The organism is Curtobacterium sp. SL109 (assembly GCF_026672405.1).
GTDB lineage: Bacteria > Actinomycetota > Actinomycetes > Actinomycetales > Microbacteriaceae > Curtobacterium.
In genome coordinates this window covers 2,282,331-2,306,365 of record NZ_JAPPRB010000002.1, presented here as the reverse complement: position 1 = coordinate 2,306,365, position 24,035 = coordinate 2,282,331, and the positions used below count along the sequence as shown (strand labels likewise).

The following is a 24,035-nucleotide window of genomic DNA, read 5'->3' as shown; positions in this document are numbered from 1 at the left end:
CGTCTTGAACATGCAGGACTGGTGGGCGCCGACGACCAGCGGAGGACCGTCGGTCGTGGTCCCCGTCCCCCTCGACGACGTGCCCGACGCACTTGACCGTGCCGTCCGGGCCGTCCCCGGCGCTGCCGCGATCGAGATCCGTGCCGACGGCGCGGTCATCGGACGACGGACGTCGTTCGCGCTCCGGGCGGAGAACATCGTCCTGACGTTCGAACGCGTCGACGCGGGGGCGTCCCGCGTTCACATCATCCGCGAGGGCCGCGACGGCCTCGACCTCGGCCGGACGCTGGTGGTCAGCCCGTTGGCTCGCGCGCTGCTCGCCGCGCTGCACTCCCCCGACGCCGATGCCGATGCCGATGCCGCGCCCGAGCGGCCTCCTACCAGGTGAAACACCGGTGTTCGGGCACCGCGCCGCGTACTTCCGCGGCGCGCAGCCTGGACACCGGTGTCCAGCTGGCCCCCCGCTAGCGGTCTGAGGCTGCGGACTCCCGCGACCGCGCCGGCTTCGCCTGGGGCACCTTCGTGCCGACGACCTGGTCGATGACATCGCGGGCGATCGCCTGCGCCGTCAGCCCGGCGTCCTGCAGGATCTGAGAGCGCGTGGCGTGGTCGATGAACTCGTCCGGCAGGCCGAGCTCGTTCACCCCGGTGTCGACCCCCGCAGCGCGGAGGTCCTGGCGCAGCCGCGTGCCCACACCGCCCACGCGGACGCCGTCCTCGATCGTGATCACGAGACGGTGTGCGCGGGACAGCTCGATGAGCGAGGTCGGGATCGGCACGACCCACCGCGGGTCGACGACCGTGACGCCGATGCCCTGGGCCTCGAGCAGCCCGGCGGCTTCGAGTGCGACGGGCACCATCGAGCCGACGGCGACGAACAGGACGTCCTCTGACGTGTCCGACGCGTGCAGCACGTCGACGCCGTCCGAGGTCCGGGACAGCGCGGGGATGTCCGGCCCGACCTGGCCCTTCGACCAGCGCAGCACGGTGGGTGCGTCGTCGATGGCGACGGCCTCGCGGAACTCCTCGCGCAGGGTGGCGGCGTCACGCGGGGCGGCGATGCGGATCCCGGGGACGACCTGCAGCAGCGCGAGGTCCCACATGCCGTGGTGCGACGGGCCGTCGGGACCGGTCACCCCGGCGCGGTCGAGCACGAACGTCACGCCGGCACGGTGCAGGGCGACGTCCATCAGGACCTGGTCGAACGCCCGGTTGAGGAACGTGGCGTAGAGGGCGACGACGGGGTGCAGTCCCCCGTACGCCAGGCCGGCGGCGGACGTGACGGCGTGCTGTTCCGCGATGCCGACGTCGTACACGCGCTCGGGGTGCTGCTCCTGGAACAGGTGCAGCCCGGTCGGCCGGAGCATGGCGGCCGTGATCGCGACGACCCGCGGGTCCGCAGCGCCGACCGCGGCGAGCTCGGCCGCGAAGACGGACGTCCACGACGGCCCCGACGCGGTGTCGAGCGACTCGCCCGTCTCCGGGTCGATGTGCCCGACGGCGTGGAACTGGTCGGCCTGGTCGCGCAGGGCGGGCTCGAAGCCGTGGCCCTTCTCGGTGATGGCGTGCACGATCACGGGCGCGCCGTACTCCTTGGCCTGCCGGAGCGCGGCCTCCATCGCCTGCTGGTCGTGCCCGTTGACCGGCCCGATGTACTTGATGTCGAGGTTCGAGTAGAGCGACTCGTTGTTCGTGACGCGCGACAGGAACCCGTGCAGTCCCCCGCGCAGCCCTCGGTACACCGCACGACCCGGTGATCCGAAGCGGGCAGCAGCGGCCTGGCTCTTCTCGTAGAGCTCCCGGTACTCACGGCGAGTGCGGACGGAGTTGAGGAAGCGCGCCATGCCACCGATCGTCGGGGCGTAGGACCGCCCGTTGTCGTTCACGACGATCACGAGCCGGCGGTCGTTGTCGTCGGAGATGTTGTTGAGGGCCTCCCACGTCATGCCGCCCGTCAGCGCACCGTCCCCGACGACGGCCACCACGGTGCGGTCGGACTGGCCGGTCTGTCGGAAGGCGCGGGAGATCCCGTCCGCCCAGGACAACGACGACGACGCGTGCGAGGACTCCACGATGTCGTGCTCGGACTCGCTCCGCTGCGGGTAGCCGGCGATCCCGCCGCGCTCGCGCAGGTGCGAGAAGTCCTGCCGACCCGTCACGATCTTGTGCACGTAGGACTGGTGCCCGGTGTCGAACACGAACGGGTCGTGCGGCGAGTCGAAGACCCGGTGCATCGCGAGCGTCAGTTCGACGACCCCGAGGTTCGGTCCGAGGTGGCCGCCGGTCTTGGCGACCTCGGCCACGAGGAACTTGCGGATCTCGGCCGACAGGTCGGTCATCTGGGCGTCGGAGAGACGCTTCAGGTCGCGCGGCGACGTGATGCTGGCGAGCAGACTCACGGGCGCTCCTTTCGTGGGGCTGTCGGCCCACTCTATTCGCGGTGACCGACATCGGACTGGAGGCCCGTGGCGGGTTCGCCACGGGCCTCCAGTCCGTCATCTGGTCGCGTCAGCGACCCGTGCGCGATTCGCTCAGACGAGCGACCGGAGCACGTACTGCAGGATGCCGCCGTTGCGGTAGTAGTCGGCCTCACCGGGGGTGTCGATGCGGACCACGGCGTCGAACTCGACGGTCTGCTTGCCCTCGGGCGAGTGCGCGCTCGGCTCGGCGGTCACGTGCACCGTCTTCGGCGTGCTGCCTTCGTTCAGCTCGGTCAGCCCGGAGATCGAGACGACCTCGGTGCCGTCGAGCCCGAGGGACTCGATCGTCTCGCCCGCCGGGAACTGCAGCGGGACGACGCCCATGCCGATGAGGTTCGAGCGGTGGATGCGCTCGAAGCTCTCGGTGATGACGGCCTTCACGCCGAGGAGGCTCGTGCCCTTGGCTGCCCAGTCGCGCGACGAGCCGGAGCCGTACTCCTTGCCGCCGAACACGACGAGCGGGATGCCCTGCTCCTGGTAGTGCTGCGAGGCGTCGTAGATGAACGACTGGTCGCCGTCGGCGGTGGTGAAGTCGCGGGTGTAGCCGCCCTCCACGCCGTCGAGGAGCTGGTTGCGCAGGCGGATGTTCGCGAAGGTGCCGCGGATCATCACCTCGTGGTTGCCACGACGCGAGCCGTAGGAGTTGAAGTCCTTGCGGTCGACCGCGTGCTCGGCGAGGTACCGGCCCGCCGGGCTGTCGGCCTTGATCGAACCGGCCGGCGAGATGTGGTCGGTCGTGACCGAGTCGCCGAGCTTCGCCAGCACGCGGGCACCGGAGATGTCCGAGACCGCGTCCGGGGTCATCGTCATGCCGTCGAAGTACGGGGGCTTCCGCACGTAGGTCGAGTCGGCGTCCCACTCGAAGGTGTCGCCCGTCGGGGTCGGCAGGTTCTTCCAGCGGTCGTCGCCCTCGAACACGGAGCCGTACTCGTGGGTGAACATCGCGGTGTCGATGGACGTGTCGATGACCTGCTGGACCTCGGCCGCGTCGGGCCAGATGTCCGCCAGGTAGACGTCGTTGCCGTCCTGGTCCTGGCCGAGGGCGTCGGTGTCGAAGTCGAAGTGCATCGACCCGGCGAGGGCGTACGCGATGACCAGCGGCGGGCTCGCCAGGTAGTTCATCTTCACGTCGGGGTTGATGCGGCCCTCGAAGTTGCGGTTGCCCGAGAGCACCGCGGTGACGGCGAGGTCGTTGTCCTGCACGGCCTGCGAGATCTCCTCGGGCAGCGGGCCCGAGTTGCCGATGCAGGTGGTGCAGCCGTAGCCGACCGTGTAGAAGCCGAGCTGCTCGAGGTAGGTCGTGAGACCGGCCTTCTCGTAGTAGTCCGTGACGACCTTGGAACCGGGCGCGAGGGTGGTCTTCACCCACGGCTTGGCGGTGAGGCCCTTGTTGGCGGCGTTCCGGGCGAGGATACCGGCGGCCATCATGACCGACGGGTTCGACGTGTTGGTGCACGACGTGATCGCGGCGATCGCGACGGCGCCGTGGTCGATCGTGAACGGCGCACCATCCGCGATGGCGACCGACGTCGGCTTCGAGACCGTGCCGGGGGCGCTGGAGGCGTGCGCCGGGACCTCGGACGGCGGGGCGTCCTGCAGGTCGTCGACGGCGTGCTCGTCACCGGGGGCGGCGGCGACCGGGTCGGACGCCGGGAAGGTGTCCGCGACGGCCTTGTCCTCTTCCGTGTGGTCGATGCTCGCGTAGTTGGCGAGGTCGACCACGAACTGGTCCTTCGCCTTGGACAGCTCGATGCGGTCCTGCGGGCGCTTCGGGCCGGAGATGGACGGGACGACCGTGGAGAGGTCGAGCTCCATGTACTCCGAGTAGGCGGGCTCGACGGAGGCGTCGTGCCACAGGCCCTGCTCCTTGGAGTAGGCCTCGACGAGGGCGATCTGGGCCTCGTCGCGCCCGGTCAGACGGAGGTAGTCGAGCGTGACGTCGTCGACCGGGAAGATCGCGGCCGTCGAGCCGAACTCGGGGCTCATGTTGCCGATGGTCGCGCGGTTCGCGAGCGGCACGGCGCTGACGCCCTCGCCGTAGAACTCGACGAACTTGCCGACGACGCCGTGCTTGCGGAGCTGCTGCGTGATGGTGAGCACCACGTCGGTCGCGGTCACGCCGGCCGGGATCTCACCGGAGAGCTTGAAGCCGACGACCTTCGGGATGAGCATCGACACGGGCTGGCCGAGCATGGCGGCCTCGGCCTCGATCCCGCCGACGCCCCAGCCGAGCACGCCGAGGCCGTTGACCATCGTCGTGTGCGAGTCGGTGCCGACGAGGGTGTCCGGGTAGGCGTAGGTCTCGCCGTCGAAGTCACGCGTGTAGGTGACCTTCGCCAGGTACTCGATGTTGACCTGGTGCACGATGCCGGTCCCCGGGGGGACGACCTTGAAGTCCTCGAACGCCGTCTGGCCCCAGCGGAGGAACTGGTAGCGCTCACCGTTGCGCTCGTACTCGAGGTCGGTGTTGCGCTGCAGGGCGTCCGTGCTGCCGAACAGGTCGGCGATGACGGAGTGGTCGATGACCATCTCGGCCGGCGACAGCGGGTTGATCTTGTTCGGGTCCCCGCCGATGTCGGCCATCGCCTCGCGCATGGTGGCGAGGTCGACGATGCACGGGACACCGGTGAAGTCCTGCATGACCACGCGGGCCGGGGAGAACTGGATCTCGGTGTCCGGGTCCGCCTCGGGACGCCAGGAGCCGAGCGACCGGATCTGGTCCGCCGTGACGTTCTTGCCGTCCTCGGTGCGGAGGAGGTTCTCGAGCAGCACCTTCAGGCTGTACGGGAGCTTCTCGTGTCCGGGGACGGAGTCGATCCGGTGGATCGCGTAGTCGACACCCCCAACCGAGAGCGTGTCCTTCGAGCCGAAGCTGTTGACTGCAGCCACTGTGCCGCCTCCTGAGTTGATCGATCGTGCCCTCGTCCTCGTGGGCCGTCCCACCAGCACGGTAGACCCCTGCCGCCGGGTGCGATGCCCCCGCGGAGATGTCTTGATGTCGAGAGAACTCTACACCGCAGCCTGGTCCGGCTCGCGCTTGAACACCGTGCGGGTGAGCAGCCACGTGACCCAGAGCAGCGCCGCGTAGAGCGGGACGCCCGTGATGAGCTTGATGCCGGCGAGCAGTTCGATCTGGGCCGTCAGGTAGAGCGGGATCTCGATGACCAGCCGGAGCGCGAACAGCCCCACCCAGAGCCAGGTCGCGACCGTGAGCACGCGGCGCTTGCCCGGGTCGGCACGCCAGTCCGTGCCCGTGCCGTCCTCGTCCTGCGGCAGCAGCAGGCCGACGATGAGCCCGATGAGCGGCCGGCGGATCACGAGCGTCACGAGGAGCCCGACGAGGCACACCAGGTTGATGACGATCCCGGGGATGAAGTTGCTCTCCGCCTTGCCGGTGATGAGCGCGAGGCCGGCCGAGATCGCGACGCCCAGGATGCCCGCGAACGACATCGCCAGGGACTGCCGCTGCACCAGCCGGAGCACGACGAAGACGAGCCCGACGAGCACGGGGATCACGACGCTCGGGACGAGCTCCTTCGTGATCGCGTAGACGATGAGGAACGCGAAGCCCGGCAGCACCGACTCGGCGAGGCCGCGGACGCCACCGACGGCGGTCACCAGGGCGCGTCCGGAGGGGGCCTCTCCCGGTGCCACCTGGCCGATGCCGGCGTTCCGGACGGCGTCGCGCAGCTGCGCGTTCAGCGACAGCGGCTCGCCACGCTCGTCCGCGAAGCGGTCGTCCGCGTGGTGGTCGTCAGCGAGGCGACCGTCCGGGGACGGAGCAGGCGCGTCGGCGGACGCGACCCCCTCGGGGTCAGCAGGGTCGAGACGGTCCGACACCGGGCCTCCTGGTCGTCAGATCGCCGACTGCGTCGACTTCGGCATGTGCAGCGGGATCAGGTCGCGCGGCGGCATCGGCGTGGTGCCCCGCACCACGACGACGCTGCGGAAGAGCTCTTCGATCTCCTCGGCGTCCTCGGGCGAGTCGGCGGCCTTGCCGGCGATCACGCCGCGGAGGAACCAGCGGGGTCCGTCGACGCCGATGAAGCGGGCCGGGCGGGCACCGGCGACGCCGCCGTCCCCGTCGACCAGGACCGGGACGCTGGCGCGGAGCTCGGGACCGAACGGGCCGTCGACCTCGGTCACGGTGCCGCCCTGACGCTCGATCTGGTCGGCGATCTGCGCGCGGATCTCGTGCCACAGTCCGGTGGACCGCGGTGCGGCGAACGGCTGGACCTGGAGCGTGGAGTCGTCGTAGTCGAGCCCGACCGCGACGACGCGCTGGGAACCCTCCTCGACCTCGAGCCGGAGGTGCAGGCCCTCGCGCGGCAGGATCTTCACGCCGCCCAGGTCGACGTAGGGCCGGACCGGGTTGGCCTCGGTCTCGTCGAGCGGGCCCGACTCCTCGCGGTCAGCGGGAGCGGACTTGCCGGTCGGCGCGACGGCGTCGACCTCGTCGAGTCCGGCGTCGGCCTCCACAGCGATGTCGACCTCCGGGGAGGTCTCCGCGACCTCGGCGTCGTCGGCGACGGCAGCGGCCACCTCGACCTCGTCACGCTTGCGTCGGCCGATCCTCATCGCTGCGTTCCTTCCGTCTGGTTCAGGACTGTCTCAGCGCCGGGTGCGGCGCTCGTGCTGGGGTGCGTCTGCGCGCCGGGAACGGCGCTCGTGCCACCGTAGCCCGAGGAACCGAAGCCACCATGGCCGCGGACGCTGTCGGGGAGCTCCTCAACGCGGGTGAACACCACCGGGGGCACCGGCATGACGATCATCTGCGCGATGCGGTCGCCCACGTGGACCTCGTACGGCTCGGCCTGGTCGGTGTTGAGCAGCGCGACCTTGATCTCCCCGCGGTAGCCGGAGTCGACCGTGCCGGGGGCGTTCACGATCGTGATGCCGTGCTTGGCCGCCAGACCGCTGCGTGGGACCACGAAGGCCGCGTGGCCGTCGGGGAGGGCGATCGAGACGCCCGTGCCGACGAGACGACGCTCACCGGGAGCGAGCACGAAGGCCTCGGTCGAGACGAGGTCGGCGCCGGCGTCACCGGGGTGGGCGTGGACGGGAGCGTTCTCCCCGGTCCAGAGCACGTCGACAGGTTCGGTCACGTGACGAGGGTAGTGCAGCCCGTGACCGTTCCGTGACCTCAGGTGACTCGTGGTCGAATGGTCTCGTGACCCTGTACCGCGAACGTCTCTGGGCGCCGCCGAGCCTGTACCTGGCGACGGCGCTCGTCATCCCCGCGAGCCTGCTCGTGTTCCTGCCGATCAGCATCGTGACGGGGATCATCGTCGCCGCGGCGATGGAGGTCGGGGTGCTCGTGCTCCTCTGGGCCGTCGCACCCGTGGTCGAGGTGACCGACACCGAGTTCCGCGCCGGGCGGGCCCACCTGCCGCGTGCGGTCGTCGGCGAGGCCGTGCCGTTCCACGGGGCCGAGGCCACGACCCAGCGCGGGCCGAAGCTCGACGCCCGGGCATGGACGCTCTTCCGTGGGTACGTCCGGCCCGTCGTGCGCGTCGAGGTCCGCGACGACGCCGACCCCACCCCGTACTGGCTCGTCAGTGTGCGCAACCCGGACAAGGTCGTCGCCGCACTGCGCTCCTGACGCCCGTCGGCGCACCAGCCCCCGTCGACGCCATGGGGAGGCCCGACACATGACGAACGGCCCGCACCCCAGGAGGGATGCGGGCCGTTCGTCGTTCGCGTGCGTGCCCTAGAGCGCCGCGCACTCCGCGCAGACCGGGCCGAGCTTCGACTCGTGGTCGAGCTGCGACCGGTGCTTCACGAGGAAGCACTCGACGCAGGTGAACTCGTCCACCTGCGGGGGCAGCACGACGACGTCGAGGTCGACGTCGCTGAGGTCCTGTCCGGCGAGTTCGAAGCTGCCGGGGTTGTCGGAGTCGTCGTCGACGACCCCGGACATCTTGTCGGGCACGCGCTCCTTGAGGGCCTCGATCGACTCCGAATCGGAGTTGTCGTCGGTCTTCCGGGGGGCGTCGTAATCGGTGGCCATGCCCATCCATTTCTCGTATCGAGAGGTCGTCGCCGGAGATCGGCGGCGACAGTATCCAACACGTGCCGCCTCGATGCAAACTGAGCGGTCAGCGGCTCGTCTGGGCGTGCAACCGGTCGCGCGGTCCGGCCATTCCCGCCGGCCGGTCCCGATCCCGTCGGACCCCGGTGCAGCCGAGTGCGCGACACCCCGACGGCACGCCCGTGCGCCTCCCCGGAAACCGGCCGGTGTCCCTGCATACTTCCGGGGTACGACGCAGACCGTACGCAACTGCTCGGAAGGCGGAACCATGCAAGACGTGAGAGTCATCGGAGTGGAGTCCGGGGCACTCCTGCTCGCGACCGACGGCGGCAGTGAGTTCCGGTTGCCCGTCACCTCGGCGCTGCCGGGGCAGGTCCGACAGGCGAACCCCGACGGCATGCCGCAGAAGCGCGTGTCCCCGAAGGACGTCCAGGCCCGGATCCGCAGCGGTGCCGACGCGGCCGACGTCGCCTCGGCGCTCGACGTCGACGTCGAGTACGTCCGCCGCTTCGAGGGCCCCGTCCTCGCCGAACGCGCCTTCATCCTCGACGCCGCCCGCCGCGTGCCGGTGACGCCGTCCGACGACAGCGCACCCGACGTGTTCGGCGACGCGATCACCGCCCGGCTCGAGTCCGGGGAGGCCACCGGCGTCACGTGGTCGAGCTGGAAGCACGTGGAGAACGGCTGGCAGGTGCAGGTCCGCTACACGGCGGGCGAGGTCGAGCACGACGCCCAGTGGACGTTCGACCCGAAGACCTCGACGCTGACGCCGGACACCAGCGACGCACACCGGCTCTCACACACCGAGGACGAGGGCCTCGCGCCGCGCCTCCGCGCCGTCGAGTACGACCAGCAGGACACCGACGGCACGCGGTTCGACTCCGGCGCCTTCCGTGTCGACGAGCCCGACGAGGTCGTCACGAACCCCGAGGTCCCCGAGCGCGCCCCCCTCCGCGCGCCGCTCCCCCGCATCGGCACCGCCCAGATCGAGGAGCGTCCGCCGGGCAACGAGACCGCCGACCTGCTCGAGGCCCTCCGCCGCCGCCGCGGTGAGCGCGAGTCCGTCACGTTCGCCGACCAGCAGCAGGAGGAGCAGCGCGGGTCCGTCAGCGTCGTGGACATCCCGCTGCACGGCTTCACCGACACGAACGACACCGCGCCGCAGCCGGACGGCCGTCCCGCCTCCGCCCCGGAGTCCGAGGGCCGCCAGGAACGCAAGAAGCGCAGCCGACGCTCGATGCCGAGCTGGGACGAGATCGTGTTCGGGACCCGTCCCGACGACGAGGTCTGATCCCGCCGCCATCCCGGGAGGGCTGCAGCAGCCCGCCACGCACCTCCCGTGGCGGGCTGCTCCCGTCCAGGGCCCGGTGCGGGTCGTGCGCGCAGGCTCAGCTCGCGAACGCCCCGGCGAGGCGCAGCGGCACGAGCAGCTCGTCGTCGGTCATCGCCCCGTGCTGGCCGATCATCCGCTTCGGCACCGCTCCGGGCTTGAGCGCCCGGTCGTCGTTGAAGGCCCACGTGCTCCTGGCCACCACGACCACGTCACCGATGCGCGGCAACACGTCCTCGGAGACGGCGCCGAACCAGCCCGCGGCGACCGCCTCGTCGCGACTGGCGACGTACGCCCGCTTGCCGTAGGTGCTGCTCCCGGCCTCGACCAGCGCGGGCACGTCCGTCCCCGGGCCCACCGTCAGCTGGCGGCCGCGCGGGTCACCCGCGACCCCGACGACGTCCTCGCGCCGGTCGGGGTCGATCGCGATGTTCGTCTCGTCGGGCACGTCGAGGATGCCGTGGTCCGCCGTGACGAGCACCCCGACGTCCCGGGCCACGCCGGCCACCAGGCGGGCGAGCTCGCCGTCGAGCGACTCCAGCGCCGCGGTCCAGCGGTCGGACTGCCACCCGTGCTTGTGCGCGATCGAGTCGAGTTCGGGGACGTAGAGGTAGACGAGCGCCGTGCCGGTGAGCGTGGCCGCGATCGCCGCGTCGACCCGCTGCGCGACGGTGTCGGCCGGGACGTAGCGCGCGCCGCTGAGGACGTTCGCGGTCATGCCCGACGACTCGTACCGCGCCGGACCGACGACCACGGGGTCGACGCCGATGCCGGGCGCCTCGGTGAACAGGGTGGGCGTGCGGAGCCACCCGGCGGGCACCTCGTCGTCCCACCCGCTGAGCAGGTTCACGACCTCCCCGGTGTCCGGGCTCCAGCCGCTGTAGCCGACCACGCCGTGCGTGCCGGGCGATCGCCCGGTCGTCAGGGTCGACAGCGCCGCAGCGGTCGTCGTCGGGAACCCGCTGCGCAGGCGCTTCCGGGAGCCCGTCAGGAACCGGGCGTGCCCGGCACGCGCACCGAGCGCGTTCGCGCCGAGGCCGTCGACCAGGACGACGACCGCGGAACGGGCGGGACGGAGCGGGATCCGAGCCTCCAGGCCGTGTGCCCGCAACCACGTGTCGTCCGCAGCGCCGAGGGCCACGAGGCAACTCGGCAGCACGTCGGCGAGGTTCGCGGTGGCGTCGGGGGCCGTCGGTAGGCTCTGTGTCACCCTCCGATCCTCCCAGAAAGGTCCCATGGCACGCACGGACACAGTCGGTCTCCCCGACGGTGAGCGCATCGAGGACGTTGACGTCTCCGAGGAGATGCAGGGCTCGTTCCTCGAGTACGCGTACTCGGTCATCTACTCGCGTGCCCTGCCCGACGCCCGCGACGGCCTCAAGCCCGTCCAGCGTCGCATCCTGTACCAGATGTCGGAGATGGGCCTGCGGCCGGACCGTGGCCACGTGAAGAGCGCCCGCGTCACCGGCGAGGTGATGGGCAAGCTGCACCCGCACGGCGACGGCGCCATCTACGACGCCCTGGTGCGCATGGCGCAGCCGTTCACGATGCGCGTGCCGCTGGTGGACGGCCACGGCAACTTCGGCTCGCTCGACGACGGCCCCGCAGCTGCCCGGTACACCGAGGCCCGGCTCGCCGAACCGTCGATGGCCATGACGGAGAACCTCGGCGAGGACGTCGTCGACTTCGTCCCCAACTACGACAACCAGATCATGCAGCCGGGTGTGCTGCCCGCAGCGTTCCCGAACCTGCTGGTCAACGGCGCGTCCGGCATCGCCGTCGGCATGGCGACGAACATGGCGCCGCACAACCTCGGCGAGGTGGTCGAGGCCGCCAAGCACCTGCTCCTGCACCCGAAGGCCTCGCTCGAGGAACTGATGGAGTACGTGCCGGGGCCGGACCTGCCCTCCGGCGGCACGATCGTCGGACTGTCGGGCGTGCGCGACGCCTACGCCACGGGACGCGGCACCTTCCGCACCCGGGCCAAGGTCAGCGTCGAGGCCCTGTCACCGCGCAAGACCGGCCTCGTCGTCACCGAGCTGCCCTACCTCGTCGGTCCCGAGCGCGTGATCGAGAAGATCAAGGACGGCGTCCAGGCCAAGAAGCTCGTCGGCATCTCCGACGTCAACGACCTGACCGACCGCAACCACGGGCTGCGGCTCGTCATCGGCATCAAGTCCGGCTTCAACCCCGCGGCCGTGCTCGAGCAGCTGTACAAGCACACCCCGCTCGAAGAGGGCTTCGGCATCAACAACGTCGCCCTGGTCGGCGGCTCCCCGCGCACGCTCGGCCTGCGCGAGCTCCTCGACGTCTACGTGCAGCACCGCATCGCCGTCGTCACGCGGCGGACTGAGTACCGGCTCGCACGCCGACGCGAACGCCTGCACCTGGTCGAGGGCCTGCTCATCGCGATCCTCGACATCGACGAGGTCATCCAGGTCATCCGCACGTCCGACGACTCCGAGGCCGCACGCAGCCGTCTGCGCGACGTGTTCGACCTGTCCGAGGTGCAGGCCGAGTACATCCTCGAACTGCGCCTGCGGCGGCTCACGAAGTTCTCCCGGATGGAGCTCGAGGGCGAGCGTGACCAGCTCCTCGCCGACATCGCCGCGCTCGAGGAACTGCTCGCCTCCGACGACCGCCTGCGGGCGCAGGTCGCACTGGAGCTCACAGAGGTCTCCGACAAGTTCGCCACGCCTCGTCGCACGCTGCTGACCGAGGCCGACGCCCCGGTCCGTGGCGGCAAGAAGGCCGTGGTCGACCCCGAGGACCTCCAGGTCGCCGACGCCCCGTGCCGCGTCCTGCTGTCGACCACCGGGCGGCTCGTGCGGGTCGACGTCCCGACCGCCGAGCTCGGGGTCGTGCGGGTGCCGAAACGCTCCAAGCACGACGCCGTCCGCTCCAGCGTGCTCAGCACCGTCCGCGGGCAGGTCGGCGCGCTGACCTCGACCGGCCGCATCGTGCGGTTCTCCCCCGTCGATGTGCCGTCCGTGCCGCCCGCTGCCGTCCGGCTCGACGCCGGCGTGCGGGTGCACGAGTACCTCGGCATCCCCCGCGGCGAGTCCGTCGTCGCCGTGGTGGACCTCAGCGCGGCGTCCGAGCACTCGCTCGCGATCGGCACCGCGCAGGGCGTCGTCAAGCGCGTCGTCCCCGGAGCCTGGCCGGACAAGCCCGACTTCGTGGCGATCGGGTTGAAGCCCGGCGACCAGGTGGTCGGGGCCACGCAGTCGGCCGAGTCGGACGACCTCGTCTTCATCACCTCGAACGCGCAACTGCTGCGGTTCGGGGCTGCCGCCGTCCGTGCCCAGGGTCTCCCCGCCGGCGGAGTCGCGGGCGTGGCGGTGGCCTCTGGTGCCTCGGTGATCTGGTTCGGCGCCGTCACACCGTCCGAGGACGCCGTCGTCGCCACCGTCTCCACGTCCTCGTCCGCCCTGCCCGGCACGGACACCGGGCGCGCGAAGGTCTCGTCGCTGTCCGAGTTCCCCGCGAAGGGCCGTGCGACCCAGGGGGTGCGGGCGCACGCGTTCCTCAAGGGCGAGGACGGCCTGACCGTCGCGTGGGCCGGCATCGCGCCGCCGCACGCGGTCGGGACGGACGGCGCAGCCCGGACCCTGCCCGACTGGATGTCGAAGCGCGACGGGTCGGGCAGCCCGCTCGACGACGTCGTCGGGTCGATCGGCGGCAGCGCGGCGACGCTCGACGGCACGCGCGGCGACGTGTAGCGCGCGACCGGCGCGCGCCGCGGCCGCGCCGCGGCCGCGGCGCGCGCGTCCGCCAGCCGCCCCCGCCGGCCGAGACTCGGCCCCGCGGACACGACTCGCGCTCCGAACGCACGAAGGTGTCCGCCCGGCCGAGACTCGGTCCGGCCGGCCAGGCCACCCTGCCGCTAGGCGGCCAGGCGGCCAGGCCGGGCGGCGCTACACGTCGATGCGGTCGCGGTCCAGGCCCTCGCCGGCCAGGATGAACTCCTTGCGCGGCGCGACGTCGTTCCCCATGAGCAGCTCGAAGACCTTGGCAGCGGACTCGGCATGGGGCACCTGGACCCGGCGCAGGGTGCGGTGCGCACGGTCCATCGTCGTCTCCGCGAGCTGGTCCGCGTCCATCTCGCCGAGCCCCTTGTACCGCTGGATCGGCTCCTGGTACTTCTTGCCCGACCGCGCCAGCTTCTTCAGCACGGCCTGCAGCTCCTGCTCCGAGTACGTGTACAGCGTGTCGTTCGGCTTGCCGCGGTTGATCACGACGACCCGGTGCAGCGGCGGCACGGCGGCGAAGACCCGCCCCTGCTCGATCATCGGCCGCATGTACCGGAAGAACAGCGTCAGGAGCAACGTGCGGATGTGCGCGCCGTCGACGTCGGCGTCCGACATGATGATGACCTTGCCGTAGCGGGCCTGGTCGAGCTCGAACGTGCGACCGGAGCCGGCACCGATCACCTGGATGATCGAGGCGCACTCGGCGTTCGACAGCATGTCCGAGACGGACGCCTTCTGCACGTTGAGGATCTTGCCGCGGATGGGCAGGAGCGCCTGGTACTCGCTGTTGCGCGCCAGCTTGGCGGTGCCGAGCGCGGAGTCACCCTCGACGATGAACAGCTCGGTGCCCTCGACGTCGTTCGACCGGCAGTCCGCGAGCTTCGTCGGCAGGGACGAGTTCTCGAGCGCGTTCTTGCGGCGCTGGGTCTCCTTGTGCGCCCGTGCCGAGATGCGGGTCTTCATCTCCGCGACGACCTTCTCGAGCAGTCCGGCCGCCTGGGCCTTCTCGGTGCGCTGCGTCGACGTGAGGATCTCGGTGATCCGCTTCGCGACGACCGAGTCCACGACACGACGGACCGCCGGCGTCCCGAGGACCTCCTTCGTCTGGCCCTCGAACTGCGGCTCGGGCAGCCGGACGGTCAGCACGGCGGTCAGCCCGGCGAGCACATCGTCCTTCTCGAGCTTGTCCTGTCCGACCCTTGAGCTTGCGGGCGTTGGCCTCGACCTGGGTCCGGACGGCCTTCACCAGCCCGGCCTCGAACCCCGCCTGGTGCGTGCCGCCCTTGGGCGTGGCGATGATGTTGACGAAGCTGCGCAGCACGGTCTCGTAGCCGTCGCCCCAGCGCAGGGCGACGTCGACCTCGCACGTGCGTTCGACCTCGGTCGACACCATGTGGCCCTTGTCGTCGAGCATCGGCACGGTCTCCTTGAACGTGCCCGAGCCCTGGATGCGCCAGACGTCGGTCTTCGCGCCGTCGACGGCGAGGTGCTCGACGAACTCGCCGATGCCGCCCTCGTACCGGAAGCGCTCGACGACCGGACCCTCGGCGGCCTCGACCCCGGTCGCTGCGGCGCGCTCGGCGGCAGCGGTGATGGCGGCGGGGCGCTCGTCGGTGATGGTGAGCCCGAGCCCGGGCACCAGGAACGCGGTCTGCCGCGCGCGGTTGACCAGGTCGGCCATGCTGAAGGCGGCGTCCCTGGTGAAGATCTGTCGGTCGGCCCAGTAGCGGACTCGCGAGCCGGTGACGCCCTTCTTGACCTTGCCGACCACGCGCAGCTCGCTGCCCGAGGTGAACGGGCTGAAGGGCGCATCCGGTCCGATGCCGTCCGAGTCGTCGAAGAGCCCGGGCTCGCCGCGGTGGAACGACATCGCGTAGGTCTTGCCGCCACGGTCGACCTCGACGTCGAGGCGTTCCGACAGCGCGTTGACGACCGAGGCGCCCACCCCGTGGAGACCGCCGGACGCCGCGTACGACCCCGAGCCGAACTTGCCGCCGGCGTGGAGCTTCGTGAACACGACCTCGACCCCGGTCAGGCCGGTCTTCGGCTCGACGTCGACGGGGATGCCACGGGCGGTGTCGGTGACCTGGACGGAGCCGTCCGGGAACAGCCGCACGCCGATCTCGTCACCGTGTCCGGCGAGGGCTTCGTCGACGGAGTTGTCGATGACCTCCCACAGGCAGTGCATCAGGCCGCGGGAGTCCGTCGATCCGATGTACATGCCGGGACGCTTCCGGACTGCCTCGAGTCCTTCGAGGACGGAGAGATGCCGTGCGGAGTAGTCGGAGCTCACCTCCCGAGCCTACCCAGCACGGCCGACACCACCCGCCTGACACTCGCACTGGGGACGATCGGTCCGCGCTGAGCGAAATGGGCCCACCCAATGCCGTACATCCAGGCATCACGTGTTGAAATGGTGCAACCAGGAAGCACCACCTGCAATCCGTGAGGAGCACAGCAATGACCCAGACCGTGCAGGACCTCTCCATCGACGACGTCAGCAACCACCAGCTCACCGCTGCCGACCGGTGTGACAGCTGCGGTGCGCAGGCCTACATCCGAGCCACGATGGCCAGCGGGGAACTCTACTTCTGCGCCCACCACGGCGCGGAGTTCAAGGACAAGCTCGCCGCCACCGCCATCGAGTGGCACGACGAGAGCAGCCGACTCCGCGAGTCGAAGTAGCACCACGAACCACGGACGGGCCCGGATCCACATGGATCCGGGCCCGTCGTCGTTCGTCCACCGCCACAGGCGCACCACCGCCGATGCACCCGCCCGACGGCCTGGAGGCCCGGCACCGGTCTCGTGGACCGGTGGCGGGCCTCCAGGCGGTCGCCGTCAGCGCGTCGTCAGGCGATGCGCTTGAACGCCTTGTCGACGAACCGGTCGACGGTGGCGCGGGCTTCCCGCGCGTAGCGGTCGATGCTCGCCGTGCGGTCGGGGTCGGGTGCGTAGGACCGGCCCACGCGCTCGGCGGCCGCGGCCAGGACGGCGTCCGTGAGTGCCGGGTTCAGCGGCAGGAGCGGGCCCTGCGCGTGCGTGCCGAAGGACGTCCCACGGACGGCGCCCTCCACCGGCGAGCCGGCCTGGTTCCCGCCACCGGACACGACGTCCGCGAACGGGGTGACCCCGGCGCCGAGTTCGATGCGCGTGGCGTGGTCCTCGAACGCGGCGAGGCGCTTCGACGCGCCGTCGAGCAGCGGGTACCGGGTCTCGAGCACGAAGTAGTTGACGCGACGCTCGGCACCGCGGACGGCGCGGGCGTCGAACACGCCGAAGCCCTGCACCGGCGCACCGTCGGTCGGGACGACCTCGTTCGTCGCCAGGTCGAACCCGCCACCGAGCGCGACCACCGGGACCCCCGCAGCGGCGAGGTCACGGAGCGGGGCTGCGATGCGCGCGACGTCCGCTCCGAGGGACCGCATGGCGCTGAGCGGGCCGTTCCCGATGACGACCACGTCCGCCGCGGTGGGCAGGCCGTCGCCCGGGGCGTACTCGACGACCTCGGTCGGGATGCCGGCGGCGTCGGCGCGGCGGGTCAGGGCGACCACGTTGCCGCGGTCCCCCGACACCCCCATCTGCCGCGGGTACACGTGCAGGATGGTCAGGCGATCGGCCGTCATGCGGTCTTCTCCAGGTCCGGGTGGCCGAGGGCCTTCCGGGCGATCATCATGATCTCGTAGTTGACGATGAAGTTCTTCGTGCCGGTGCTCGTCGTGCCGAGGCCCTGCATGTGCTTGATCGCCGTCTCGACGTCGGGTTCGACCCGGCCGATGCGGACTCCGGCGTGCTCGAGGGCGATCGCGATCTGCCAGGCCTTGTCACCGGAGACGACGTCGACGTGGTCGAGCTTGGAGAAGTCGATGTCGTAGATCCACGAGATGTCGGGCGTGCCCTCGTCGATCGCCATGAGCACCTGCTCGGGGTGGTCCGGCAGCGCGTCGAGGTTCAGCTGCAGGCTCGCAGCGTTCTTGAACATCGTGAACTCGGCGGACTCGCCGGCGATGGGAAGACGCTCACCGCGGCCGTACGCCGGCTTCATCGTCGAGAACGCCCGCGTGACGGCGTCCGTCCGGAACTGCGCGCCGAGGGCAGCACTCGCCGTCGCGGTGGCCGCAGCGGCGTCGACCGCGTAGTGCAGGCCCCGAGCGGGCAGGCGCACGGCGATGTCCGAACCGGCGAAGGCGATCGTGGCTGCATCGCCGGTGTGCGCGGAGACCTCGGCGTCGATGACCGTCTGTTCGGCGTCGGCGCGGTCGAAGTCGTCCGCGTTCTGCAGTCCGTTCGGGCTGGCGGCCACGACGTCGGCGCTCGCGCCGAAGCGGAGCACCCGCTGGCCGGGAGCCGCGGTGTAGGCGTCGAGGAACTGGTCGTCGTGGTTCGTGATGACGTTCGCGGTCGACAGCGCCGCGGTGTCGAGCATCATCGTCGCGACGCGCTCGGTCTCGAAGAACCGGTAGAGCTGGTCGACCTGCACGTTGAGCATCGTCACGGTGGACGGCGACAGGATGCCGGCGAGCTCGACGGCGAAGGCCTCGTCGACCTCGAGGATGCCGATGTCCGCCTTGAGCCGGCCGGTCAGCGACACCTCGGAGAGCAGCGCCGACGCGATGCCCTGCGGCAGGTTCGCGCCCGACGGGTTGGTGAAGACCCGGAGCCCGTGCGCCCGGACGATGTCCGAGATCATGTGCGTCGTCGTCGACTTGCCGTTCGACCCCAGCACGAAGACGACCCCGTTGGGGAACTGCTTCGTGACGTGCTGCAGGAAGTCCGGCACGAGCTTCAGGACGATGAAGCCCGGGTAGGCGGACCCCCCGCCCCGCGCACGGGCGAGGGCGCGGAGGATCCGCCCGATGAGGATCGGGATGAAGAAGCGCAACGCTCGGCCTACTCGAGGTAGTCGCGCAGCGACTGCGACCGCGACGGGTGGCGGAGCTTCGCCATCGTCTTGGACTCGATCTGGCGGATGCGCTCACGCGTCACGCCGAACGTGTCACCGATCTGGTCGAGCGTCTTCGGCTGACCGTCACCCAGGCCGAAGCGCATCCGGATGACACCGGCCTCGCGCTCGGACAGGGAGTCGAGCAGGCTCTCGAGCTGCTTCTGCAGCATCGTGAAGCCCACCGCGTCGGCCGGCACGACCGCCTCGGTGTCCTCGATGAGGTCACCGAACTCGGAGTCACCGTCTTCACCCAGGGGGGTGTGGAGCGAGATCGGCTCGCGGCCGTACTTCTGGACCTCGACGACCTTCTCCGGGGTCATGTCGAGCTCGCGGGCGAGCTCTTCCGGGGTGGGCTCGCGGCCCAGGTCCTGCAGCATCTGCCGCTGGACACGGGCGAGCTTGTTGATGACCTCGACCATGTGCACCGGGATGCGGATGGTGCGGGCCTGGTCGGCCATGGCGCGCGTGATGGCCTGACGGATCCACCACGTGGCGTAGGTCGAGAACTTGAAGCCCTTCGTGTAGTCGAACTTCTCGACGGCACGGATGAGGCCCAGGTTGCCCTCCTGGATGAGGTCGAGGAACTGCATGCCACGACCGGTGTAGCGCTTGGCGAGCGACACGACGAGGCGGAGGTTCGCACCGAGCAGGTGCGACTTCGCCCGCTGGCCGTCCCGAGCGACCCAGCGGAGCTCGCGCTCCTCGGGCTTCGAGAGGCCGGTAGTGTGCTGCAGCTTGTCCTCGGCGAACAGGCCGGCCTCGATGCGCATCGCGAGCTCGACCTCTTGTTCGGCGTTCAGCAGGGCGACCTTGCCGATCTGCTTGAGGTAGTCCTTGACCGGGTCGGCGGTCGCGCCGGTGATCGTCGTCGAGTAGACCGGCGCCTCGTCGTCGTCGGACTGCGAGATGACGAGTGCCCCCGCTGCGACGGCGTTGGCGGCCTCCACCGCGGCGGTGCGCGGCTTGTCCTCGGTGTCGTCGTCGGTGTCGTCCGTCGCGTCGACGGCCTCCACGGGCTCGACGGCGTCGTCCTCGTCCTCGTCGGACGCGGCCTTCTTCGTCGCGGGCTTCTTGACCGCGGCCTTCTTCGGGGCAGCCGCCTTCTTGGCGGGGGCCTTCGTCGCGCGCTTTTTCGGCGCAGCGGTGCCGTCGGTCTCGGGGCTCTCGGCCTCGGTCACCGTGTCGGCGTTGTCCTTCGTGGGATCGATCGTCGTGCTCCGGGCAGCCATGCGATCACCTCTCTCGTCGTGCCACGTTCATGGGGTCGTGGCCTTCCCTCTGCACCCAGGGCCGGAGCCGCAGTTCCCCCGCGTCACTGGCCCGTCGTTCCTGGAAGCGCTGGACGTCCGGGGCAGCGACACCGCCCGTTCCGGGCGACGACACCGCCCGTTCAGGGCAGCACTAGGACCCATGTCAAGTCCCCCGACGAAACGCGCGCTCCAGCAGGAGCACCTGTACACGGGAGACCCGAACGGGTCCGGGCTTCATTATTGCACGGTCCGCTTCCGCAGGCGTGCAACGAGTGCAACCCAGAGCGGTGCCACCCGTATTCCGTCCTGTTCGTGCATCTGGGCGCGGGTGCGACGGCGGGCGTGCAGGAGCATGCCGACGCCGAACCCGACGACGACGTACTGCACGGTGAGCGCGACCCGGAAGTTCGACCAGGCGAAGACGGTCTGTCCCGTGACGCGGGCGACGGCGTCGAGGAGCACGCCGATGAGGAACATCATCACGAAGGCCGCGAGGAAGCCCCCGACGTTGACGACCCCGTTCGCGGACCCCAGGGAACCCATCGGGTTGAACGAGCGTGCGAAGTCGAAGCCGATGAGCGAGCCCGGACCGCCGATGCCCATCGCGACGACGAGCAGCACGAGGAGCCAGGTCGGCGGGTGCCCGGGCCAGATGAGCACGAACGTCCAGACGACGCCGAGCAGCACGACCACGCCGAGCACCAGGTTCGAGCGCCGGAGCGGGTACCGGGCGCAGAGCACCCCGAGGAGCGGCCCGGCGACGAACCCGACGGCGACGATCACGGTGAGGAAGCCAGCGGCCTCGGTCGAGGAGTATCCGAGCCCGCGGAGCATCGGCACGCCCCAGAGCAGGCTGAACACCGTGCCCGAGGACTGAGTGACGTAGTGCGACCAGAACCCGAGCTGCGTGCCGGGGCGGCGGAGCGCGTGCCCGAACGTGTGGAACGCCGCCGACCAGGTGTGCGGCAGCGGGATCGTGTCGGTGCGCACCGGGACCGGACCGTTCCGCACGAAGACGAACGCCAGCACGAGCCCGACGGCACTGGCTGCTGCGGCCACCCCGAACGCCACCGTCCAGCCGGCGGTGTGCAGCAGCAGCGCGAAGGGGAACGCCGAGGCGATCTGGCCGACCTGCCCGAGGTTGCCCGTCCACTGCGAGATCTGCGGCAGGATCCGGCCGCTGAACCACATCGGCAGCAGGCGGATCACCGAGATGAAGGTCATGGCGTCCCCGGCGCCGACCAGGACCCGCCCGACCACCGCCGGGCCGATCGTCGGCGAGACCGCGACGACGGCCTGCCCGAGCACGAGCAGCAGGGCCCCGAGCAGCACGAGGCGCCGCGGGCCGATCCGGTCGAGGGCGATCCCGACGGGGATCTGCAGTCCCGCGTACACGGCGATCTGCACGACCGCCAGGGTGGACAGGACGGCGGCGGAGACCGCGAAGCGGTCCTGCGCGTCCACGCCGGACACCCCGAGCGACGACCGCTGCACGACCGCCAGGACGTACGCGAGGACCGCGACGCCCCACACGACGAAGGCACGGCGGGAGTTCACCCGACAAGGCTAGCGGCGTGTCACCGCTGCCAGGACGAGCTGTGGAGGACGTGCGCGGCGCGGACGGCTGTGGTGGAGCCTCCGACCCGGATCAGTCGTCGGAGGCGTCCCGGCGGTCCGCGAGGAAGCGCTCGAGCTCGGCCGCGATCGCGTCGGCCGTGGGGACCTCGCCGTCGACGCCGGTGAGGGGCGAGCCGACGGGGTTGCCCTCCATGTAGGTGTCGTGGCGTTCCTCGAGCGCCGCGACCAGGCGCTGGAGTTCGCCGTTGCCGGCGACCTGCTCGTCGACACGGAGGGCGAACTCGCGGCCTTCTTCCCGCAGGGCGTCGGTCGGGAAGATCAGGCCGGTGGCGGCGGCGATCCCGGACAGGGCGGCCACCGCGGCGTCGGGGTACTCCGTGTCGGAGAGGTAGTGCGGCACGAGGAGCACCAGGCCCGTGACCTGGCGCTCGAGCTCGGTGAGCCGGTGCTCGACGAGGTGCAGGACGTTCGCCGGTGCCTGGGTCTCCGGCTTCCAGACGCTCATCGACTCGATGAGGTCGGCGCGCGTGCCCGACACGGTGAGGCTGACCGGGCGCGTGTGCGGCACGGGCATCGGGATCGACTGCACCCACGTCGTGTCCACGACCTGGAGCTCGGCCGCGAGGTCGGTCACGGCGCGGACGAACCGGTTCCACTGGAAGTCGGGCTCGTACCCGGAGAGGAAGAGGAACGGCTGCCCGATCTCGTCCCGCACCAGGTGCAGGGCGAGCCGGGGCGGTTCGATGTCGGTGATGTGGTCGTGCTCGAACGTGATCACCGGGCGACGGGCCCGCCAGTCGAGCAGCGCGTCCGGGTCGAACTCGGCGACGAGCCGGGTGTCCAGCCGCTCGAGGATCGAGGTGGTCACCTGGGCCACCGCCGAGCCGGCGTCCGCGAACCCCGTGAGCCCGGCGACCAGGTGCAGGCCGGTCGGGACCGTCGGGGCGGACTCGTCGAACGTGTAGAGGTCCTCGGAGCGGTTCACCGTCCCAATGCTAGGCGGGGGTGCAGACACCACCGGCCACGACGCCCACGCCGACAGCGAACAGCGCCTGGATAGGGTTGGAGCATGGTCCGACCGACGCTCTCCACCGACTCCGCCTCCCCCTCCTCGATCGACGCCGACGTCCTCGTCGTCGGTGTCCGCCCCGGCTCCGACGGCGCTCCCGCGACGATCGTCTCCCCCGCGACGACGCCCTTCTCCGTGCTCGACGACCTCGACCTCGCGGCGATCGGGGTGACCGGAGCGAAGGACCAGCTCGTGCGCCTGCCCGGCACCGGTGTCAGCGCCGGCAGCATCGCGCTGATCGGGCTCGGCTCCGGCACCGACGCCGCCGCGGTCCGCTCGGCAGCCGGCAGCGCCGTCCGCCAGCTCCCCCTCGTGTCCTCGATCGCGCTCGCGCTGCCGACCGACTCCGACGAGCTCGTCGACGCCGCCCTCGAAGGCGCCGCCCTCGGCGCCTACTCGTTCACCCGGCACAAGGGCACCGGCAGCACCGGACCGGTGCGCGGCGACCAGCGCGTCGTCGTGCTCGCCCCGTCCGCCGTCGCGGACGCCACGGTGCGTCCGGCGATCGTCGCCGACGCCGCCGCCCTGGTGCGCGACCTCGTCAACACCGCCGCGCTGGACCTCGGCCCGTCGGACGTCGCGGACGTTGCCTCCGGGTTCGCCGGCGAGCTGCCCCTGACCGTCGAGGTGCTCGACGAGACCGCGCTCGAGGAGCAGGGCTTCGGCGGCATCCTCGGCGTCGGGGCCGGCTCCGTCCGTCCCCCGCGTCTGGTCGTCGTCCGGTACGCGCCGGAGTCCGCCACGAAGCACCTCGCCCTCGTCGGCAAGGGCATCACGTTCGACTCCGGCGGGCTCTCCCTCAAGCCGGCCGCGTCGATGCTCGGCATGAAGACCGACATGACCGGTGCCGCGACCGTGCTCGCCGCCACCGTGGCGGCTGCTCGCCTCGGCCTCGACGTCAAGGTCACCGCGTGGCTCTGCCTGGCCGAGAACATGCCGTCCGGGTCGGCGATCCGCCCCGGGGACGTCCTGACGCTCAAGAACGGCAAGACCGTCGAGGTCACGAACACCGACGCCGAGGGCCGTCTCGTCCTCGGTGACGGTCTCGCCGCGGCCTCGCTCGAGCAGCCCGACGCGGTCGTCGACGTCGCCACGCTCACCGGCGCCCAGGTCGTCGCGCTCGGCGACCGCACCACCGGCCTGATGGGCACCGACGACCTCGTGGCCCGGGTCCGCGCCCTCGCCGAGTCCGTCGCCGAGCCGATCTGGCCGATGCCCCTCCCCGAGGAGCTCGACGCCCGGCTCGCCAGCGACGTCGCCGACATGGTGAACGCCACGGTCGGCAACCCGGCCGGCGGCATGCTGCTCGCAGGCAAGTTCCTGGAGCGCTTCGTGGGCGAGGGTGTCCCCTGGGCGCACCTCGACATCGCGGGCCCCTCGGAGAACAAGGGCGGCGGCTACGGGTGGCAGGGCAAGGGACCGACCGGTGCGATGGTCCGCACCCTCATCTCGCTCGCAGAAGACCTCCAGTCCAAGTAGTAGGTTTGGTTCCGGTGGGCTGGCGTCACGACGCCACCCACCGGAACGACACGGGACGGGACCGGAACCACGCGGTCCGACCGTCGGACGCCGCCGCGGTGGTGTCCATGTGCGGGCCCGA

Annotated in this window: 18 protein-coding genes and 1 pseudogene; 6 read left to right on the top strand and 13 right to left on the bottom strand. The window is 71.0% G+C overall.

Translation table 11 applies throughout. The annotated features are described in order from the left end of the window. The first annotated feature begins 10 nt into the window (after positions 1-10). Positions 11-388 (top strand): hypothetical protein, encoded by a 378-nt coding sequence (locus OVA28_RS12415; RefSeq protein WP_268097171.1) that lies wholly within the window; start codon positions 11-13, stop codon positions 386-388. Positions 389-464: 76 nt separating this feature from the next. Here the strand turns inward: OVA28_RS12415 and dxs are convergent, their stop codons facing one another. The 5 genes from dxs to dut form a co-directional block, all read right to left on the bottom strand. Then, complete coding sequence (gene dxs / locus OVA28_RS12410; protein WP_268097170.1) at positions 465-2,399, bottom strand: 1-deoxy-D-xylulose-5-phosphate synthase; 1,935 nt, start codon at positions 2,397-2,399, stop codon at positions 465-467. A 132-nt stretch (positions 2,400-2,531) separates the two neighbouring features. Further along, positions 2,532-5,369, bottom strand: coding sequence for an aconitate hydratase (locus tag OVA28_RS12405; RefSeq protein WP_268097169.1), 2,838 nt, complete (start codon positions 5,367-5,369; stop codon positions 2,532-2,534). A 120-nt stretch (positions 5,370-5,489) separates the two neighbouring features. Further along, positions 5,490-6,320: a DUF3159 domain-containing protein gene (locus OVA28_RS12400; protein ID WP_268097168.1), complete on the bottom strand. Its 831-nt coding sequence runs from the start codon at positions 6,318-6,320 to the stop codon at positions 5,490-5,492. Between the two features lie 15 nt (positions 6,321-6,335). Further along, positions 6,336-7,058 carry a DUF3710 domain-containing protein gene (locus tag OVA28_RS12395; protein WP_194661048.1) on the bottom strand — a complete coding sequence of 241 codons (723 nt, stop codon included), beginning with the start codon at positions 7,056-7,058 and terminating at the stop codon, positions 6,336-6,338. Next, positions 7,055-7,585 carry a dUTP diphosphatase gene (gene dut / locus OVA28_RS12390; RefSeq protein WP_268097167.1) on the bottom strand — a complete coding sequence of 177 codons (531 nt, stop codon included), beginning with the start codon at positions 7,583-7,585 and terminating at the stop codon, positions 7,055-7,057. The genes OVA28_RS12395 and dut overlap by 4 nt, the downstream gene beginning before the upstream one ends. Positions 7,586-7,650: 65 nt before the next feature. On the opposite strand from dut, the gene OVA28_RS12385 reads away from it, so the two are divergent. Then, a complete protein-coding gene (locus tag OVA28_RS12385) occupies positions 7,651-8,082 on the top strand; it encodes a DUF3093 domain-containing protein (RefSeq protein WP_194661050.1) in 432 nt (143 codons plus the stop codon). A gap of 108 nt (positions 8,083-8,190) precedes the next feature. Here OVA28_RS12385 and OVA28_RS12380 read toward each other — a convergent pair whose 3' ends face one another. Next, complete coding sequence (locus tag OVA28_RS12380; protein WP_031263038.1) at positions 8,191-8,490, bottom strand: DUF4193 domain-containing protein; 300 nt, start codon at positions 8,488-8,490, stop codon at positions 8,191-8,193. Between the two features lie 298 nt (positions 8,491-8,788). Between OVA28_RS12380 and sepH the strand changes: the two genes are divergently transcribed. Next, positions 8,789-9,802, top strand: coding sequence for a septation protein SepH (sepH, locus tag OVA28_RS12375; RefSeq protein WP_268097166.1), 1,014 nt, complete (start codon positions 8,789-8,791; stop codon positions 9,800-9,802). A gap of 97 nt (positions 9,803-9,899) precedes the next feature. Here the strand turns inward: sepH and OVA28_RS12370 are convergent, their stop codons facing one another. Next, the gene (locus tag OVA28_RS12370) at positions 9,900-11,051 is read right to left on the bottom strand and encodes an alkaline phosphatase family protein (RefSeq protein WP_268097165.1); all 1,152 of its coding nucleotides are present in this window, start codon (positions 11,049-11,051) and stop codon (positions 9,900-9,902) included. 25 nt (positions 11,052-11,076) lie between these two features. Here OVA28_RS12370 and OVA28_RS12365 point away from each other — a divergent pair, with 25 nt between their 5' ends. Further along, positions 11,077-13,563, top strand: coding sequence for a DNA gyrase/topoisomerase IV subunit A (locus OVA28_RS12365; RefSeq protein WP_268097164.1), 2,487 nt, complete (start codon positions 11,077-11,079; stop codon positions 13,561-13,563). 195 nt (positions 13,564-13,758) lie between these two features. On the opposite strand, the pseudogene OVA28_RS12360 reads toward OVA28_RS12365, so the two are convergent. After that, a pseudogene (locus OVA28_RS12360) lies at positions 13,759-15,886 on the bottom strand (DNA gyrase/topoisomerase IV subunit B). A gap of 167 nt (positions 15,887-16,053) precedes the next feature. Here OVA28_RS12360 and OVA28_RS12355 point away from each other — a divergent pair. Continuing rightward, positions 16,054-16,278 (top strand): DUF7455 domain-containing protein, encoded by a 225-nt coding sequence (locus OVA28_RS12355; RefSeq protein WP_194661055.1) that lies wholly within the window; start codon positions 16,054-16,056, stop codon positions 16,276-16,278. 167 nt (positions 16,279-16,445) lie between these two features. Here OVA28_RS12355 and OVA28_RS12350 read toward each other — a convergent pair whose 3' ends face one another. The 5 genes from OVA28_RS12350 to OVA28_RS12330 all read right to left on the bottom strand — a co-directional run bounded on the left by OVA28_RS12350 (position 16,446) and on the right by OVA28_RS12330 (position 22,351). Beyond that, entirely contained in the window at positions 16,446-17,219 is a 774-nt protein-coding gene (locus tag OVA28_RS12350; RefSeq protein WP_268097163.1) for a type 1 glutamine amidotransferase, read from the bottom strand. Further along, entirely contained in the window at positions 17,216-18,475 is a 1,260-nt protein-coding gene (locus OVA28_RS12345; RefSeq protein WP_194661057.1) for a MurT ligase domain-containing protein, read from the bottom strand. The genes OVA28_RS12350 and OVA28_RS12345 overlap by 4 nt, the downstream gene beginning before the upstream one ends. 8 nt (positions 18,476-18,483) lie before the next feature. Beyond that, positions 18,484-19,767 (bottom strand): RNA polymerase sigma factor, encoded by a 1,284-nt coding sequence (locus tag OVA28_RS12340; protein ID WP_194661058.1) that lies wholly within the window; start codon positions 19,765-19,767, stop codon positions 18,484-18,486. A 258-nt stretch (positions 19,768-20,025) separates the two neighbouring features. Next, positions 20,026-21,345 carry an MFS transporter gene (locus OVA28_RS12335; RefSeq protein ID WP_268097162.1) on the bottom strand — a complete coding sequence of 440 codons (1,320 nt, stop codon included), beginning with the start codon at positions 21,343-21,345 and terminating at the stop codon, positions 20,026-20,028. Between the two features lie 91 nt (positions 21,346-21,436). Continuing rightward, positions 21,437-22,351: a proteasome assembly chaperone family protein gene (locus tag OVA28_RS12330; protein WP_442780794.1), complete on the bottom strand. Its 915-nt coding sequence runs from the start codon at positions 22,349-22,351 to the stop codon at positions 21,437-21,439. Positions 22,352-22,435: 84 nt separating this feature from the next. On the opposite strand from OVA28_RS12330, the gene OVA28_RS12325 reads away from it, so the two are divergent. After that, positions 22,436-23,914, top strand: coding sequence for a leucyl aminopeptidase (locus tag OVA28_RS12325; protein WP_268097161.1), 1,479 nt, complete (start codon positions 22,436-22,438; stop codon positions 23,912-23,914). Positions 23,915-24,035 lie beyond the last annotated feature (121 nt).